Source organism: Novacetimonas hansenii (genome assembly GCF_014843995.1).
Classification (GTDB): domain Bacteria; phylum Pseudomonadota; class Alphaproteobacteria; order Acetobacterales; family Acetobacteraceae; genus Novacetimonas; species Novacetimonas hansenii.
Genome location: NZ_CP062147.1, coordinates 2046853 through 2063621, shown reverse-complemented (window position 1 = coordinate 2063621; position 16769 = coordinate 2046853). Strand labels below are relative to the sequence as shown.

At 54.9% G+C, this 16769-nt stretch carries 14 protein-coding genes; 5 read left to right on the top strand and 9 right to left on the bottom strand.

The features are described from left to right. The first annotated feature begins 215 nt into the window (after positions 1-215). The 3 genes from IFJ82_RS08940 to IFJ82_RS08930 all read left to right on the top strand — a co-directional run bounded on the left by IFJ82_RS08940 (position 216) and on the right by IFJ82_RS08930 (position 3419). Entirely contained in the window at positions 216-1163 is a 948-nt protein-coding gene (locus IFJ82_RS08940; RefSeq protein ID WP_192263981.1) for an N-carbamoyl-D-amino-acid hydrolase, read from the top strand. Positions 1164-1327: 164 nt separating this feature from the next. Further along, the gene (locus IFJ82_RS08935; RefSeq protein WP_003619657.1) at positions 1328-2635 is read left to right on the top strand and encodes a dihydroorotase; all 1308 of its coding nucleotides are present in this window, start codon (positions 1328-1330) and stop codon (positions 2633-2635) included. 82 nt (positions 2636-2717) lie between these two features. Then, positions 2718-3419, top strand: coding sequence for an aspartate/glutamate racemase family protein (locus IFJ82_RS08930; protein WP_192263978.1), 702 nt, complete (start codon positions 2718-2720; stop codon positions 3417-3419). Here the strand turns inward: IFJ82_RS08930 and IFJ82_RS08925 are convergent. The 6 genes from IFJ82_RS08925 to IFJ82_RS08900 form a co-directional block, all read right to left on the bottom strand. Beyond that, entirely contained in the window at positions 3407-4288 is an 882-nt protein-coding gene (locus IFJ82_RS08925) for a LysR family transcriptional regulator (RefSeq protein ID WP_003619661.1), read from the bottom strand. The two genes, IFJ82_RS08930 and IFJ82_RS08925, sit on opposite strands and share 13 nt — an antisense overlap. A 185-nt stretch (positions 4289-4473) precedes the next feature. After that, a complete protein-coding gene (locus IFJ82_RS08920; protein WP_062808950.1) occupies positions 4474-5229 on the bottom strand; it encodes a class II aldolase/adducin family protein in 756 nt (251 codons plus the stop codon). Between the two features lie 229 nt (positions 5230-5458). Further along, entirely contained in the window at positions 5459-6238 is a 780-nt protein-coding gene (locus tag IFJ82_RS08915; RefSeq protein WP_003619669.1) for an SDR family oxidoreductase, read from the bottom strand. A gap of 56 nt (positions 6239-6294) precedes the next feature. Beyond that, a complete protein-coding gene (locus IFJ82_RS08910; RefSeq protein WP_192263975.1) occupies positions 6295-7572 on the bottom strand; it encodes a Zn-dependent hydrolase in 1278 nt (425 codons plus the stop codon). Positions 7573-7615: 43 nt separating this feature from the next. Then, positions 7616-8551 carry a dihydroorotate dehydrogenase gene (locus tag IFJ82_RS08905; protein ID WP_192263972.1) on the bottom strand — a complete coding sequence of 312 codons (936 nt, stop codon included), beginning with the start codon at positions 8549-8551 and terminating at the stop codon, positions 7616-7618. Continuing rightward, positions 8548-9432: a dihydroorotate dehydrogenase electron transfer subunit gene (locus IFJ82_RS08900; RefSeq protein WP_192263956.1), complete on the bottom strand. Its 885-nt coding sequence runs from the start codon at positions 9430-9432 to the stop codon at positions 8548-8550. The genes IFJ82_RS08905 and IFJ82_RS08900 overlap by 4 nt, the downstream gene beginning before the upstream one ends. 226 nt (positions 9433-9658) lie before the next feature. On the opposite strand from IFJ82_RS08900, the gene IFJ82_RS08895 reads away from it, so the two are divergent. Next, on the top strand, positions 9659-10606 hold the full coding sequence (locus IFJ82_RS08895; RefSeq protein ID WP_225578598.1) for a LysR family transcriptional regulator: 948 nt from the start codon (positions 9659-9661) through the stop codon (positions 10604-10606). Between the two features lie 19 nt (positions 10607-10625). Here the strand turns inward: IFJ82_RS08895 and IFJ82_RS08890 are convergent, their stop codons facing one another. Beyond that, positions 10626-11822 (bottom strand): MFS transporter, encoded by a 1197-nt coding sequence (locus IFJ82_RS08890; RefSeq protein ID WP_192263950.1) that lies wholly within the window; start codon positions 11820-11822, stop codon positions 10626-10628. A 679-nt stretch (positions 11823-12501) separates the two neighbouring features. On the opposite strand from IFJ82_RS08890, the gene IFJ82_RS08885 reads away from it, so the two are divergent. Then, positions 12502-13872 carry an NAD-dependent succinate-semialdehyde dehydrogenase gene (locus tag IFJ82_RS08885; protein ID WP_192263947.1) on the top strand — a complete coding sequence of 457 codons (1371 nt, stop codon included), beginning with the start codon at positions 12502-12504 and terminating at the stop codon, positions 13870-13872. A gap of 190 nt (positions 13873-14062) precedes the next feature. On the opposite strand, the gene IFJ82_RS08880 is transcribed toward IFJ82_RS08885, so the two are convergent. After that, positions 14063-15454 carry an NAD-dependent succinate-semialdehyde dehydrogenase gene (locus IFJ82_RS08880; RefSeq protein ID WP_003619685.1) on the bottom strand — a complete coding sequence of 464 codons (1392 nt, stop codon included), beginning with the start codon at positions 15452-15454 and terminating at the stop codon, positions 14063-14065. Between the two features lie 78 nt (positions 15455-15532). Beyond that, complete coding sequence (locus tag IFJ82_RS08875) at positions 15533-16690, bottom strand: iron-containing alcohol dehydrogenase (protein WP_192266442.1); 1158 nt, start codon at positions 16688-16690, stop codon at positions 15533-15535. Positions 16691-16769 lie beyond the last annotated feature (79 nt).

Here is a 16769-nt window from a genome sequence, read left to right as displayed (position 1 = left end):
ATATCAATCGGCATATAGTATGAATGGATACGGCGCTTTCCGGTCATAAGGGGGAAGGGAACGTATTCATAAAAGAAAGGGTAGCAATAAGATGCATGAATACGATGGATCTTTTCCTGATTGGCGGCATTCTGGATTCTCTGCTACCCGATGAACTCTGGTTTGTTTCGACACAATGTTGGAATTACATTGTTTTTTGAAGACAGGAGAACGGCATGAGCCGTGTTATACGTGTCGCGGCCGCGCAGATGGGCGGAAACCAGAGCACCGATAGCCGTCAGTCCATTCTGGGCCGCATGATCGGGTTGCTGGAACAGGCCGCACAGCAGGGAGCGACACTTGTCGTATTTCCTGAACTTGCATTTACGACGTTTTTCCCGCGGATACTGCTTGATGGTAGTGTATTGGCGGAATATTTTGAAGCACATATCCCCTCGGATACAACAGAACGTCTTTTTAAGCGTGCCCGTGAACTGGGGGTTGGCTTTTACGTGGGCTATGCCGAACAGACGCCAGAGGGGCAGCGTTTCAATACGTCCATCCTTGTCGCGCCAACAGGGGAGATCATCGGGAAATACAGAAAAATCCATCTGCCCGGTTCGGTTGAACCCAGGCCAAATTCACGTTTTCAGCAGCTTGAAAAACGCTATTTTGAATATGGTGACACGGGATTCCCCGTCTTTCAGGGACCACAGGCTTGGGAAGATGCCCGTATAGGCATGCTGATCTGTAACGATCGTCGTTGGCCGGAAGCATGGCGTTGCCTTGCGTTGCAGGGAATGGAATTGTTGTGTGTAGGTTATAACTCCGCTGCCTATGACCCTAATGGTGGCAATAGTGAAAGCCCGGAACTGCGCACGTTTCATGCCTTGCTTGCCGTACAGGGTAATGCCTACATGAATGCGTGCTGGGCTGTCGCTGTGGCAAAAGCCGGTGTCGAAGACGGGGCGGCGTTGATCGGTGGGAGTTGTATCGTTGACCCGAACGGGGTCATAGTGGCACAGGCCAGCACATTGGAAGATGAAGTGCTGGTTGCGGATTGTGATCTGGACATGTGCCTGCAGGGACGCACCAAAATGTTCAACTTTGACCTGCATCGCCGTCCACAGTGGTACAGGCGTATCGTGGACCAGGTTGGCATCGAACTGCCCAAGGCGGAATAAAAATCGCACCGCTTGGTGCAGCCTTATGACCGGGTTCTCTGGTGCCCTGGCTGTCAGCCACCATTGGACAGGGGACAGTAGACCGGAACTGTTTTTATCTTCGTAAAATTGATAAATCGAAATGAAGATAGAGCCTGACTTTAAAATAAAAAGTGGGAGTTTCCATGACTGAATATGATCTTATACTGAAAAACGGTCACGTTCAGATCGATGGACTTCACCAATGTGATATCGGATGCCGCGATGGCCGTATTGCAGCCATAGGAAATATTTCCCCCTCCATGGGGCGTACGGTCATGGATTGTTCCAATCTTGTCATCCTGCCGGGGCTTATTGATCCTCATGTACATCTGCGTGATCCGGGAAACCCGGCGGTCGAGACGATACATGATGGCACACGCGGGGCGATCCTTGGGGGGATCACCACGGTGTTCGATATGCCCAACACATTGGAACCTGTGACCTCGCGTGCGGTACTGGATCGCAAACGTGATTTTGTGGCGGATCAGGCATGGTGTGATATCGGGATGTATGTGTGGGGCGTACACGACAATATCCCTGCCTTGTCCCACCTGGAACTGCAACCCAACGTCTGTGCCATCAAGGTATTCATGGCGGGCAACATGATGGTGGACGATGATGCAGGCCTTGAGGCCCTGATGCGCAGCGGCACCCGGCGTGTATGTTATCATTCAGAGGATAATGACCGGCTGCTGGAAAGGCGCAAACTGTTCACCGAAGGACAGCCCCATCGCATGCACAGTGAATGGCGGGATGTGGAATGTGCATTCCTTGGCACGCGCCGGCTGCTGGCTCTGGCGCGCAGGACAGGACGCCCGACCCACATCCTGCATGTTTCCACCATGCAGGAAATTGAATATATTCAGTCTTATCGTGACATCTGTACGGCAGAAGTCCTGGTGAATCACCTGACGCAGATTGGGCCGGAAGTTTATGATACGCACGGAGGATATGCGGTTATGAATCCGCCCATCCGGGGGCGCGAGCATTATGACGCCCTGTGGCGGGCGATCAACGAAGGTCATGTCGATTGTATCGGGTCGGATCATGCCCCCCATGCGCGTGCGGCAAAGGAACGCCCGTGGCCGTCGACTGCGGCCGGTCTGACCGGGGTGCAGACACTGCTACCCATCATGCTTGATCATGTGAATGCCGGGCGACTGTCGCTTGCGCGTATGGTGCAGCTTATGGCGCATGGGCCTGCACGGGTTTATGGCGCAATCAACAAGGGGCGGATTGCCCTGGATTATGATGCTGATTTCACGATTGTCGATATGAAGAAGAAACGCACAATCGAGGAAAGCTGGATTACATCCCCATGTGGTTGGACGCCGTTTCATGGCTATTCCTGTCACGGGTGGCCGCATGCGACCGTTATTCGGGGCCGTATTGTCATGCGTGAGGATCAGGTTCTTGGACAGGCCACAGGAAAGCCGGTCTTTTTTCATTAAAGGTCGGTTGCATAGACCTGTGGTCAATAAAATATTTCGGCACTCTGTCCGATGGATGACGGTTTCCTTCAGGAGATAAAACATGAATGGACGTGGGCGTATCCTGATTCTCAATCCCAATTCCTCAGCAAAGGTGACAGATGTAATCGAGGCGGGGATTGCTGGGATGCGTGGCATTGTTGCGCACGACATTGATGTCATTTGCCTGCCCGAAGGACCATTGGGTATTGCAACGCAGGCCGATGCGGACAGGGCGGCAGTGCTTGTTCAGGAAAAAATCCGCACTGAACCCGCCGATGCCTACATCATTTCGTGCTTCAGCGATCCTGGCCTGCTGGGCAGTCGTGAAGAGCATGCCGGGACAGGTCGTATCATTCTGGGATGCGGTGAAAGCGCGATTTTGCATGCCCTGACGCATGGTGATAAATTCGGCATCATTGCGTTATCGCCCCTGTCATGCATAAGGCAGGCACGGATCATACGCATGATGGGGCTGACGCAACGTTATGTTGGTAGCCAGTCGATTGACGCCAGTGCGGAAAGTGCGGCAACCCTTGCTGTCGCGGCGCGCATGATTCAGGCAGGTCGGCAGTTGATGGACAAAGGGGCAAACACCGTCATCCTTGGATGTGCGGGTATGGCGCATTTCTGTCCCATCCTTGAAACTGCGTTGGGCATTTCGGTGATGGAACCTACGATCGAGGCATTGGCAATGGCCATGGGGCGTATGGGATTGCGTCAGGCGCGTGCGCCGGAAGAACCGCAACATGCTCAGCGGTCATGAACAATATTTTCCACTTCCCTGATGAACTGTCGGCTTACGCGCGTCAGGGAACGGTTCTCTGCCCACACGACAGATGCCATGACCGAAATTTCAGGAACGAATGGTCGTTGCGCCAGTGAATATTGTGATGAATCCGCTGTCAGGGGATCAACTACAGCCACGCCAACCCCTGCATTGGCAAGCGCGCATGCAGTCAGCCCATAGCGCACTTCCACCGCGAAATGCAGGTCCTGTTTTGACTGTCTGAAGGCATGTCGCAATGCATCGCCCAGTTTCGTTCCGTGTTCCAGCGCGATAAAGCGATGCCTGACAAGATCCTGGGGTGTGACAACCGAAAGTTTCATGAGTGGGTGCTCGGGCGGCATGACGCACACCATATGCCCCTTATAGACGACTTGTGATACAATGCCGGGATGTTCGGCAAATCCCATGACAAACCCGATTTCTGACCGGTGGCTCAGGATATATTCTATGACATCCTCGTAACGATGCACGTCAAAAAAAGCCTTGAGGTTGGGCTTCTTTTTCTGGATCTGCTGGATTGCCTTTGCAACGACACCATAGCCTAGGGGAGGGGTCGCGACCAGGCGCAATTGCCCGATGCGGTTGTTCTTCAAATCTTCAATGCGCATCTCAATGCGTTTATGGATTTCGAAGATCGTTTCAGCCTCGTTGAGGAGGATTTTCGTTTCCTCGGTGGGGAAGATACGATTATTACTACGTTGGAACAGGGAGAAACCAACCTGTTCTTCCATGGTCTTGAGGGCGTTGCTAATCGCGGGTTGTGACAGCCCCAGCACCCGGCCTGCGGCCACGGTGGTATTGTAGCGCACAATCGCCCTCAGGATTTCCAGCTGCCTCAGGTTCACTTAAATACAACCTTTTACCATATGTATTGATGCTCAGGAATATTTTGAAAATAACCTGTCAAGAAAAACAATAAAAGTTTCTTGTTCTCGTCTTCCGCAAAAACACCTGCCGGATCATGTTGACATTACCCATCGGATACAGCCCGATAGGTGATGTCAATATACGATCATGGCCGCATCGTATGTCAGAGGCGATAGTCCGTACCCTCATTTTCAATCAGGCGCAGGCAGGCTTCCCATGCCATCTGTTCTATATCAAGCTGGACCTGTGCATCCGCTTGTGCGCCCAGATGAGCCTGTATGGAATGTGCGGGCACCACCAGTGGCGTATTCCCCGACTGTGCTGCAATCTGGATTTCGCAGGCGCGTTCCAGATTATAGATCCGGTTTACAGCTTCCGCCACAGTACGTCCCACGACGATCAGGCCATGATTGCGCAGGATCAGCGCCTTGTTCATCCCAAGGTCACGCGCCAGCGTCGTGCGCTCTTCACGTGACAGCACAAATCCTTCGAAATCATGATAACCCACGGCATCATGGAACATCATTGCCTGCTGACTGATGGGCAACAGGCCTTTGGCCTGCGCGGAAACGGCAGCGCCGGCACGGGTATGGGTATGGATCACGAACTTTACGTCCGGGCGCGCCTTGTGAATGGCGCTGTGAATATTGCAGCCAGCGAAATTCACCCGCAGATGGTCATTGCCGTGTTTGCGCTGCCCCTCTTCATCAATTTCGACCAGGTTGGTGGCCGTGACCTCATGAAACAGCAGGTCATAACGGTTGATGAGTAGCGTATCCGCCGTTTCCTCGATCCGTGCGGAGGAGTGGGTATGAATCAGGTCCGTAAAGCGGAAATGGTTCAGGATGCGAAAAATGGATGCAAGCTGCTGCCGTGTATCAAGTGAGGCGGGAACAGTCGGGAGGTTATTCCATACCATGCGGGCTCTCCATAATGGAAAGTGAGAAGATGCGGGAATGTCTGCTTTTGCCTGTTCATATATATAATCAGGTACGACGATTTTACGCGCAATATCGTTGCCGACAACGCGCAAATGGAAGATGCCCTATAATTTAAAATGACCTATTATCATTCCCCTTTATAGTTATGAATGGGGTGGTTTTTGGAAATTTTTCCAAGAGTATTTTATAATCATTATTTTTCCAAAACTACATGGTCTGGATCAGGCCACCATCGACACGAAGCGTGCTACCGGTGATGTAGGATGCCCTTCTGCTGGCGAGGAAGGCCACGGCATCCGCAAATTCATCTGCACGGCCATAGCGTTGCATGGGAATGGCCTGTTGCGATGCTGCGGCCACATCCTGTGGTGTGCATCCACGGCTGATGGCTGTAACGCGGTCAATCTGGTCCACGCGACGGGTATGGATGCGTCCGGGAATAACGGAATTAACGGTGATCCCGTCTGCCGCGACCTCCATGGACAGGGCCTTGGCCCACCCAATGACCGACATGCGCAATGCACTCGATAGCCCGAGCTGGGGAATGAGCTGGACAACACTCGAAGAGGCGATATTGATGATCCTGCCCCATGTCTGCTGGCGCATATGTGTCAGGGCCGCCTGTGCAATCTGGATGGGAACATTGACCATCGTTTCGAACTGCGCGCGCCAGGCTTGTGCATCCACGGCGGAAATGTCACCGGCTGGTGGACCACCACAATTGGTAATGACGATATCGATACCCAATGTCGGTATAAGGCCCAGCAATGTTTCGACCTGCGTGGGGTCGGAAAAGTCCACGGTATGGATATCTACCTGCGTCCGCGTCGTTTGCACGGACTGTCGCGCCTGTTCAAGGCGTGCTGTGGACCGGCCCGTCAGAATGACATCAACGCCTTCGCATGCCAGCGCCTGTGCGGAGGCAAGCCCCAGTCCCTGGCTGGACCCCATGATCAGTGCCCGACGTCCGCTGATATCCAGATCCATGATATGTCTTACCCATCCGTGTGTAAAAACAGCTTCATATCGAATAAATTTTATCGTTACATGAAGTTTATGAGCATGCGGGTCAGTGTTTCGCAACCCGAAATGAAATCATCCATCCGCATGGCTTCTCGCGGATTGTGGGAACCATTCTGATTACGCACGAAAATCATGGCTGAAGGAACTCCCATGGCTGCAAAAACTGCCGCATCGTGCCCCGCCCCACTGGGTAATTGCATGAAGCCAACGCCCTGTGCCTTCATGATTGTGCAAAGCCGTGCTTCCCATTGCGGGTCCATCTGCACCGGGGGCGTCGTGTCCTTGTGTCCCATTTGGAACCGGACGCCACGCTGCGCAGAAATTCGGGCGCACTGGGCAAGGAATTCCGACTGGAAGCGTTCCAGCATCCCAGATGATGTGCTGCGGGCTTCAAAGGAAAATGACACTGTATCCGCGATCTTGGCGATGGCGTGTGTTCGTGCATCGGTGCCGATACAGCCACTTGTCATGACCAGGTCTTCCCCATTGCGCAGATGTGCCTGCCAGTGTTTTTCCATGGTCGAGAGCAAGTCCGCTGCCGCCAGAACGGGATCGTGTCGCAGGGCAGGGGGGGTAGAGCCTGAATGCCCGCTTTCACCCATGCAGGTAATGGAGGGATAGCGGAAATTGCCCCGGATGGCGCTGACCACGCCTAACGGGATGTCACATGTGTCCAGAACGGGGCCCTGTTCGATGTGCAGTTCAATCCAACCAGCCAGTGTGTGCGGATCAAGCAGGCATCTCCCATCCGCGATTGCGGTTGTATTAATCCCGCAGGCGCGCATGCACTCCCCTAACGGGCGGCCGCTACCATGCTGGCGCAATGCCAGGTCTGCCGATCCCAGTCGTCCGAACAGAGCTGACGACCCGAGGTAAGGTTTGCCAAAGGCCGCGCTTTCCTCTCCCCGCAGAGCATAGACCCTAAGGTTGCGATGTGGCCGCGCGCCTCGTGCATGGAGTGATGCAAGCGCGATAACGCCCGCGATGACACCGGCCGCGCCATCGTAATTGCCGCCCTGTGGCACGGAATCCATGTGCGAACCGCAGGCAAGGGCGGGCAGGGACGTATCTTTCCCCCGAAGGGAGATGACAAGGTTTCCTGCCGCGTCAGAAGCAGTGTCCAGTCCCATCTGACGCGCATGGCGCGCAATGATCCCAAGTGCCGCATTTTCCTGTTCTGTATAGGCCAGTCGGGTGATGCCGATGCCATCAGCCCCCTGCAGGCGCAGTTCTTCGAACATGTTCTGCGCAAGTTTCAGGCTGTCGGGGAGCAGGATGGACGGCGTAAGGCTGGTCATGTGCGATGGGAGTGTCTTTATTATCGGGTGGTCATGCATTGCATTATGCGTCCATATCGCAGCAGCGGGGGCTGGTCGCGTCGCGCAGGGCACCTGTCAATGCTGCCACCCGTGTGATGCTGCGGGCGTGGCAGAACCGGTCCAGCCCATCAAGGATATCGGTCATGGCCAGACTGTTAATAAAAGAGGCCGTGCCCACCTGTACGGCCACAGCACCAGCCAGCATGTATTCCACCGCATCGTCTGCGGTTGTAATGCCACCGCATCCAATGACCGGAATGGCCACGCTGCGGGCACATTGATATGTCTGGCGCAGTATGATCGGCTTTATCGCCGCGCCCGACAGGCCGCCCATAACATTGCCCAGACGCGGGCGGAATGTGCGGGTGTCGATGGACATGCCAAGGATGGTGTTCGCAACGACCACCGCGTCGGCGCCCGCCGCCTCCGCCGCGCGGGCAATCATGCTCATGTCATGGCAGTTCGGGGTCAGTTTTACCCACAGGGGCAGGTCTGTGGCTGCACGCAACGCCGCAACCACCTTTGTGGTGGCGTTGGCCTCCATGGCGAAAGCCTTGCCGTCAGCCTCGATATTGGGGCAGGAGATATTGGCCTCTATTGCATCGACGCCTGCAATACTGACGGCGCGGGCCAGTGTTGCAAACCCCGCCGCGTCGGGGGCAGATATGGAAACGATCAGTGGCGTACCCCATTGGGTGTAATGTGGCAGCGTCCGGTTGATGAAATCCTCGACGCCACATGAAGGAATCCCGATGGCGTTCAGCATGCCCCCCGTGGTTTCAGCGACACGGGGCAGGGGATTGCCGGCACGTCTTTCACGGGTGATGGTTTTGGTGACGATGGCCCCCAACCTGCGGATATCCATGACCTGGCCCAGCCCGTCGCCAAATGTGCCCGAAGCCGGCATCACGGGGCTGTCAAGGCGCAGGTTGCCGATCATGACCGACATGTCCGTCATGCCAGTGTCTCCCTGATGTCAAAGACCGGACCGTCAAGGCAGACACGCCTTGTCACAGTCCCATGGGCCGACGCAAAATCGCGGACGCAGCAAAAACACATTCCCAACCCACATGCCATCTGCTGTTCCAGCGCGACCTGTCCGGGAAGGTCGAATTCAACCGCAAGTGCCCGTAGCATGTGCAGGAGGCGTGAAGACCCACAGGTGAAAAGCGCATCGCACCGATCCGCCGAGATCAGCCCGCGTAATGCCTGTTCGATCCAGGCCGGATCGCTGTTGCCCTGCGTATCCGTAACCGGGATGACGGACATGCCTTTCATGTTAAATCGGTCTGCCGATACAATAAGTTCAGGACTGCGGGCCGACAGAATGGCGGTGACGCCAATGCCAGCCATGTGCGCAGCCTCGGCCAGCGGTGCGAGTGTGGCAAGCCCGACGCCGCGCCCGATTACGACGATATGGCGCAGGTGTCCGGCAAGATCGTATCCTTTTCCCAACGGTCCCAGAATCCTGATGGTATCGGATGGGACCAGCGTGCTCAGGCCCCGTGTGCCGCTGCCTGTCACTTTATACAGAAACTGGATCTGTCCCGTCGCCGGGTCCGTGCCGTACAGGCTCATCGGGCGGCGCAGGTAGGGTGTTGCCCCATGGGCAGGTGGGCACTGCAACTGATAGAACTGACCCGGGGATGCGGCCGCGGCAAGGGGGGATGCCTGTATCACCAGATGCCAGTACTGTGCATTGACCGCCATGTTGGACAGGACCGTGGCGTCCTCTTCTGCGACTGTCGGGTGAAAGGCGGGGGCGGGGACGCCTGTTGCATGTTCCTGACCCGGTTCAGGATACAGATCATGGGAAAGGTGCTGTATGGTATGCGCCATGGCGGATCTGCTTTCCCATTTTGTTCATGATGCCCGTTCTGGATATCGGGAACCTGCGCGGTATTACTTGACAACATGAAAATCATTACGAAAAAAGGATATTATCGCTGGTGAGGATGTGCGCGATAGATCATAATATAGAGCATCATGATGCTGTAATGGCATCACCTCCCATACGCAGTATCAGGTAGGGTTTCCCTTTGCCGGATGTGGAATGGAAAACGCCATGAAACGGAATCGCCTTAGGATACATGCGGCTTCCTTGCATTATTTCGATGCGGTCTGCCGGGCCGGCACGATACGCGAGGCTGCACGGCGATTGAATATCGCGTCATCTGCGGTAAACCGACAGATTTTACGTCTTGAGGAGGAAATTGGCGCTCCTGTTTTCCTGCGCCTCTCATCAGGATTGCGCCTGACGGAGGCAGGACAATTGCTGGCCGCACATATCCGTACGGTTCTGCGTGATGCGGAACAGGTTGCGTCGCGACTTGATGAATTACGTGGGCTGCGTGCGGGGCATGTGGAAATCGCCACTGTTGCGGGAACCTGTGCCTGCCTGTTGTCGGATACGATCACGCAGATGGCACAGGATTATCCGAAAATTACCGTGGGGGTAAGGATCATTGATACTCATGCCATTGCGGAAGCCATCGTCAATGGGGATGTGCATCTGGGACTGGCGTTTGAAGTGCCCCGCCAGCCGGAGATACATGCAATGCATGTCGCGCAATTTCCGCTTGGGGCCGTCATCCTGCCACAAAGTCCCATGGTCCAGAAAAAAATCGTAGATATAAGTGAGTTTTCAGAACACCCAATCATCCTTCCCAAAGAAAATTTTGCCAACCGCAAACAGGTTCATTCTCTTTTGTTCAAGGCAGGAATGGAGGATTGGGGACAATATGAATCCGGTTCGATCGACCTGATGAAACAACTTGTGTTACGTGGTCTGGGTGTTGCATTCATGACGCGGATTGGTATCGAGCCTGAACTTCGTCAGGGTCTTCTGGCGCATGTGCCGCTGATGCAGGGGGATATGCCGATACGCAGTGAACTTGGATTGTTTGTCCATGCATCTTCACCATTACCGGTGGCGGCAGGTCTGTTCGCGGACAGGATGATGGCCATAATCGACCGCGAGTATGAGGCCACGCACACCAGCGCAAAGGAATGAATATACCCCCGACCGAATGTCAGTCGGGATCAGCATTCTGTGCGTCGCTGTTACGGGGGATAAGGAAGATGGTGGTGATGAGGTCGATGATATAGATGCCAGATAGTACCTTAAGCGCAGTATCAAACGACATGTAAACCAGTAATGCCCCAAAAAACATCGGCCCAAAACCACCCAGCGCCCGACCCACGCTCCAGATCACGTTTTGTGCAGTACTGCGGGCATAGGTTGGAAACAGGTCGGTAATCAGGGCACCATATCCCCCCATCATGCCGTTAATGAAAATGCCGGATACAAATCCCCCCACCAGAAGTTCGGTTGGGGTACGCAGCATTGTATAAAGCAGGACGGTAACAATGGCCCCGACCTGATAGATCAGGAAGGTTGGTTTACGCCCGATCCGGTCGGCAATTTCGCCAAAGGCCCAGACACCAAGGATCATGCCGCATACTGAAACGGCCGTCCAGATCCCTGATACATTCAGTGTGAAGTGGTAGACTTTCATCAGATAGGACGGCACCCAGATGATAATGCCATAATATCCGAAATTCTGTACTGTACTCAGGATCAGTATGGCCAGGCTGCGTTTGGTGCTTTCCACCGTATGGAACAGCGCCTTCAGCGGGAAATGCGGTATGCCCGTTTCCTTGACTTCGGCAAAGGCCTGGGATTCAGGGACTGTGCGCCGGATCATGAACGACGCCACCGCAGGCAGGCCCCCAATGATGAACATGCCGCGCCATCCTACATAAGGCAGCAGGAAAGGGGTAAGCAGGGCAGCAAATAAAACCCCGAATTGCCAGCTCATCCCCACATAGGACGCGATCCGTGCGCGTTTTTCACGTGGATAGGCCTCGGTCGCGAGCGTCATGCCCACGCCGAATTCACATCCCAGCCCGATTCCAGCGCAGAAACGATAGATGAAAAGATCCTTGAACCCCACCGAGAACGCGCACAGGAAGGTGAAGAAGGAAAAGACCAGTATGGAAATGCTCAGAACCCGGGCACGACCGAAATAATCCCCGGCGATTCCAAAGACCGATCCCCCCAGCGCCCCGCCAATCAGCGTCCATGTTACAAGAGATCCGCTTTGCGCGGTCGTCAGGTGCAGCGCCGTTGCAAGTGGTGTGAGAATGAACCCCAGCATCAGCAGATCGAAACCATCAAGCGCATAGCCGGACATGGCGGCGAACAGGGCACGTTTCTGGTTGGTCATGCGATACGTCCTTGGCAGGTGGAATGGTCGGCCCATCATAACTTTGTCGCAACAAAAACGTGGGTGTAACCAGACGATGGAATTCGTGCAAACACGGGGAGGGGAGGTAGATCAGGTTCGCATGTCAGCAAAGTAGATGAAAATATGTTAGATTTCATAGAAGTATAAAAATGTCGATATGATTTGTAAATAAACTGCATGCCCATAACCTATGATAATGCGCGTGTGCCTATTAATCATTGTGATGGAGGGGATATGTTGCGTATCGGCCACGTCTATCCCCCCGATCGTGGTTGTTGGCTGATACTGCCTTCGTGCCCTGCCGGGCGCCATGATCCTGTGTGCCTGTATGATCAAGATGACAGTCCAGCATCGCATGATCCGCCATGGGCCGCAGATAGTCCCGGCAGACGGACAAGGGCCTAAGCCTATATCATATAGTGTGAAAAGGTTTGCCAACAGCGCATAACACCCTGCGTCAAAAGGACTTTTCACGCGATATTGAGCACGAAAGACTTTGTCTGGTGGGAGTGTCTATATATATTCGTATATAGACAAGCGCGGCAAATGGTCTGCCATCCGGCAAAAGCGGCTTATACACCTGACGTGATCTGCGCTTGGTTGTCAGGATGGCCTGCTATATGGCCAATAAAATATATCCGGAGGTCACGGTATAACCATGCTTTACCAGACAATAAATCCGTATACGGAAGAAATTCTCAAGGAATTCGATTTACATTCGGATGCGCAGCTTGCAAATATTATCACAAATGCTGATGCAACATATACTAATATCTGGCGCAAGAAGAGCTATGCAGAGCGCAGCGCCGTTCTGCACCGGGCTGCGGAACTCATGCGGCATAATCGCGATGCGTTCGCAACCCCCATTACCGTGGAAATGGGCAAGCTGTTCCGTGAAGCCCAGGCGGAAGTGGATCTTAGCGCGGATATCCTTGATTATTATGCCGATAATGCTGAAAAATTCCTGGCTCCCGTCAACTTGCAGGTTGATGATGGCGAGGCGACGATCCTGAATCAGCCGATTGGCATCATCTTTTGTATTGAACCGTGGAATTTCCCTTATTATCAGCTTGCGCGCGTTGTCGGGCCAAACCTGATGGCGGGGAATGTGCTGATCGTGAAACATGCGCCTGGCGTGCCGCAATGTGCTGTCATGTTTGAAGACCTTCTAGCCGATGCTGGTGCACCCGCCGGGGCCTATTCCAATGTCTTTATCACCAATGAGCAATCGGCAACAGTTGTGGCGGACCCGCATGTGCGTGGCGTTGCCCTGACCGGAAGCGAGCGTGCGGGCAAGGCCGTTGCCGCCGAAGCAGGTAGCGCATTGAAAAAGAACACGATGGAACTTGGCGGAAGCGATGCTTTCATCGTATTGGATGATGCAGACCTTGATATCGCGATCAAATGGGCGGTATGGGGCCGGATGAACAATACGGGGCAGTGCTGTGTCGCGGCCAAGCGTTTCATCGTTCATGAAAAGGTTGCGGACACCTTTACTGCCCGTTTCAAGGCAGAGCTTGAAAAGCTGGTGGCTGGTGATCCCATGGATGAAAAGACGACACTCGGGCCGCTTTGCAGTGAAAGCGCGTTGAAACTTGTGCTGGGGCAGATTGAAAGCGCAGTCGCGCATGGAGCCCGCATTGTTACTGGTGGCAAGCGTATCGCGCGTTCGGGCTATTTCATACAGCCCACAATCCTGGAAAACATCAACAAGGATAATCCGGCCTTTCATCAGGAATTTTTTGCACCGGTAGCCATGATTTTTCGCGTACCTGATGAACAGGCCGCAATTGATCTTGCCAATGACTCCCCCTATGGGCTTGGTGGTTCTGTCATTACGACGGATATAGAACGCGGCAGGCATGTGGCCGCCCAGATTGAAACGGGAATGGTTTTTATCAACCGTTCGACGTGGACGGCTCCGGGGCTTCCGTTCGGCGGGGTCAAGAATTCCGGTTATGGTCGTGAATTGTCCTCACTGGGTATCGAGGAATTCATTAACAAAAAACTGGTGCACACCCCGGCATAAGCGCGCATTCAACCTGTCTGTCATGGCTGTGAATGACGAAGCAATCTTGGGTAAGGTTTTTCCAAACCTTTGCAAGGTGGGGCGTTTTCAAAAGACAATATCTGGTGCCCCCCCCAAAAAAACCTCCCGCGGCAATTGCCGCGGGAGGTCCGATTTTTTGCAATGCCGACGCAATGACCGGCCATGCGCATCAGAAGGGGGCGTCAATGTCCACAATGTTGATCAGCTTGTGGTTGACAAACTCCTTGATGCCCAATCCGACGAGTTCACGTCCATAACCAGAGCGGGCGATACCGCCAAATGGCAGGTCTGCCTTGGGCACGAGAGGATGATTGATGAACACCATGCCGGTACGGATGGCGTGGGCCACCCGCGTTCCACGGGCTTCGTCACGGGTAAAGACCGATCCGCCCAGCCCGTAAGGAGAGTCATTGGCGATGCGGATGGCATCGGCATCGTCCTTTGCCCGGTAAATCTGGGTGACGGGACCAAAGAATTCCCAATGACGGGCGGCATTCTTTTCATCAAGGTTCGACATGAGCAGCGGTTGGAAAAATGCGCCCTTTTCAGGCACCGGTGCCCCGATGACTTCGACCTTCGCACCGTGATCCATCGCCCGCGTCACCTGATCGCGCAGGTCATCTGCTGCGGCCTGAGAGGACAGGGGCGCAAGCGTGGTGGCAGGGTCCATCGGGTCGCCCGCCTTCAGGGCTGCAACGCCTTCCTTGTAAAGTGCAAGGAACTGGTCATAAATTGCGTCGGCCACGATCAGGCGTTTGGCTGAAACGCAGACCTGTCCAGCGTTCCAGTGACGACCGATAACGGCCCAGTGGGCGGCCTTTTCCACGTCGGCATCGTCAAGTACCACAAAGGCGTCTGCCCCGCCGAGTTCCATGGTCGCCTTCTTCAGTGCCTTGCCCGCAATCCCTGCGATGACTGTGCCTGCACCTTCTGACCCCGTCAGGGCAACACCGCATACGCGTGGATCGTTCAGGATCATGGCGGTATGGGGACGTGCCGCGTACAGGTTGCGGAACAGGCCCTTGGGCAGGCCGGCTTCGACCATCAGCGTGTCGAATGCCGCCGCACACTGCGGCAGGTTGGACGCATGCTTGAGCAGGACGGCATTCCCGGCCGAAAGCTGCGGCGCAATGATACGCACGACCTGATAGAAGGGAAAGTTCCAAGGCTCGATCGCCAGCACAATGCCCAGCGGTTCATGGACCAGGACGGCCTTGCCTTCGGCGGGATCGGCAACGGGCAGTATCTCGGGCTTCAGCAGTTCTTCGGCATATTTTGCATAATATTCAAAGATTTCCGCCGAAAGGATGACTTCCTTCTTGGCCTCTTCAAACAGCTTGCCCATCTCCAGCGTGCCAAGGCGGGCATATTTGTCAATGTCGCGACGCAGGATGGCGGCGGCAGCGTTCATGACCTTTGCGCGTTCGGCAAATGAGGTGTTGCGCCAGGATTCAAATGCGGCATGTGCTTCCGACAGGGCGGCCTGCACTTCGGCATCTGTGGCGTCGGGGAAGGTCGCGACGACCTCGTTGGTATAGGGATTGGTTGTTGCGTAAGCCATTTTCAGTCCTCGTATCTGTCAATTCGTTGCGTCCGGCATGTGATGCCGGACTGTATCCCGATGGTCCCTGCCAACAGGTCAGGCGGCGGCTTCGAGTATCTGACGGCTGACGTCAAGGGTAATATCGCCGTTTTCACCCAGATGGGTCATGCCGTGGTCCTCCAACTGCTGCACCAGGTCGGTAATGCCTTGCGCACCGATGTCATAGGCGGACAGGCGGGTCGGCACACCAAGGTTTTCAAAGAATTCCTCCGTCTTGCGGATAACCGCATTGATCCGCTCATCTTCCGTTCCATCGGTCAGGTTCCATACCCGTACTGCATACTGAAGCAGTTTGGCACGCTTTTCCTCGCGACGCACCTTCAGCAGAGCAGGAAATACCATGGCCAGCGTCCGGGCGTGGTCAATGTGGTATTTTGCCGTGATTTCGTGGCCGATCATATGCGTGCTCCAATCGTGTGGCACCCCTGCGCCGATCAGGCCATTAAGGGCCAGTGTCGCCACCCACATGAGGTTGGAGCGCAGGTCATAATTATCGGGTGCCGCCATGATACGTGGCCCGATTTCCACAAGGCTGGAGAGCAGCCCTTCGGAAAAGCGATCCTGCGCCATTCCGTCCACAGGATAGGTCATGTACTGTTCCATCACATGGACGAAGGAGTCCACAACACCGTTGATAACCTGCTTCATCGGCAGGCTCATGGTGCGTGTCGGGTCAAGCACGGAAAAGCGTGGGTAGACCAGGGGATTGGAAAACAGGAGCTTATCCCCAGTGGACTGCCGTGAAATCACGCTCATGCAGTTCATTTCAGACCCCGTGGCAGGCAGGGTGACCACCGTGCCCAGTGGCAGGGCCTTGGTCGCGGCTGTGCCTTGGCTGGTCAGGATGTCCCATGCCTCGCCTTCATATGGGACAGCGGCAGCGACGAACTTGGTCCCATCCATGACAGAGCCCCCACCCACGGCAAGCAGGAAGTCGAGCCTTTCTTCACGCACCATGGTTACGGCCTTCATCAGGGTTTCATAGGTGGGATTGGCCTCGATGCCACCGAATTCCCGAAAGGTCCGGCCACCGAGGGCGGCGCGTACCTCGGCAAGCGTCCCGCTGCGCTCGGCGCTTGAACCGCCATACAGGACGAGGACACGGGCCTGGGGTGACAACTGATCATCCAGACGGCCAATCATGCCTTTGCCGAACAGGACACGTGTTGGGTTATAGAATTCGAAATTCTGCATCATGCACCTATTAGACCGGTCGTATTTAGTAGACCGGTCATCTATTAAAATCCTGTTGCAGGACCTTTTGCCCCATGCA

Excerpts from the sequence above, each read along its gene's own strand:
- IFJ82_RS08930 (WP_192263978.1), top strand. The coding sequence starts at position 2,718 with ATGAATGGACGTGGGCGTATCCTGATTCTCAATCCCAATTCCTCAGCA.
- IFJ82_RS08910 (WP_192263975.1), bottom strand. The coding sequence starts at position 7,572 with ATGACCAGCCTTACGCCGTCCATCCTGCTCCCCGACAGCCTGAAACTT.
- IFJ82_RS08890 (WP_192263950.1), bottom strand. The coding sequence starts at position 11,822 with ATGACCAACCAGAAACGTGCCCTGTTCGCCGCCATGTCCGGCTATGCG.
- IFJ82_RS08920 (WP_062808950.1), bottom strand. The coding sequence starts at position 5,229 with ATGGTATGGAATAACCTCCCGACTGTTCCCGCCTCACTTGATACACGG.
- IFJ82_RS08935 (WP_003619657.1), top strand. The coding sequence starts at position 1,328 with ATGACTGAATATGATCTTATACTGAAAAACGGTCACGTTCAGATCGAT.
- IFJ82_RS08875 (WP_192266442.1), bottom strand. The coding sequence starts at position 16,690 with ATGCAGAATTTCGAATTCTATAACCCAACACGTGTCCTGTTCGGCAAA.
- IFJ82_RS08900 (WP_192263956.1), bottom strand. The coding sequence starts at position 9,432 with ATGGCGCATACCATACAGCACCTTTCCCATGATCTGTATCCTGAACCG.
- IFJ82_RS08885 (WP_192263947.1), top strand. The coding sequence starts at position 12,502 with ATGCTTTACCAGACAATAAATCCGTATACGGAAGAAATTCTCAAGGAA.
- IFJ82_RS08905 (WP_192263972.1), bottom strand. The coding sequence starts at position 8,551 with ATGACGGACATGTCGGTCATGATCGGCAACCTGCGCCTTGACAGCCCC.
- IFJ82_RS08940 (WP_192263981.1), top strand. The coding sequence starts at position 216 with ATGAGCCGTGTTATACGTGTCGCGGCCGCGCAGATGGGCGGAAACCAG.
- IFJ82_RS08915 (WP_003619669.1), bottom strand. The coding sequence starts at position 6,238 with ATGGATCTGGATATCAGCGGACGTCGGGCACTGATCATGGGGTCCAGC.
- IFJ82_RS08895 (WP_225578598.1), top strand. The coding sequence starts at position 9,659 with ATGAAACGGAATCGCCTTAGGATACATGCGGCTTCCTTGCATTATTTC.
- IFJ82_RS08880 (WP_003619685.1), bottom strand. The coding sequence starts at position 15,454 with ATGGCTTACGCAACAACCAATCCCTATACCAACGAGGTCGTCGCGACC.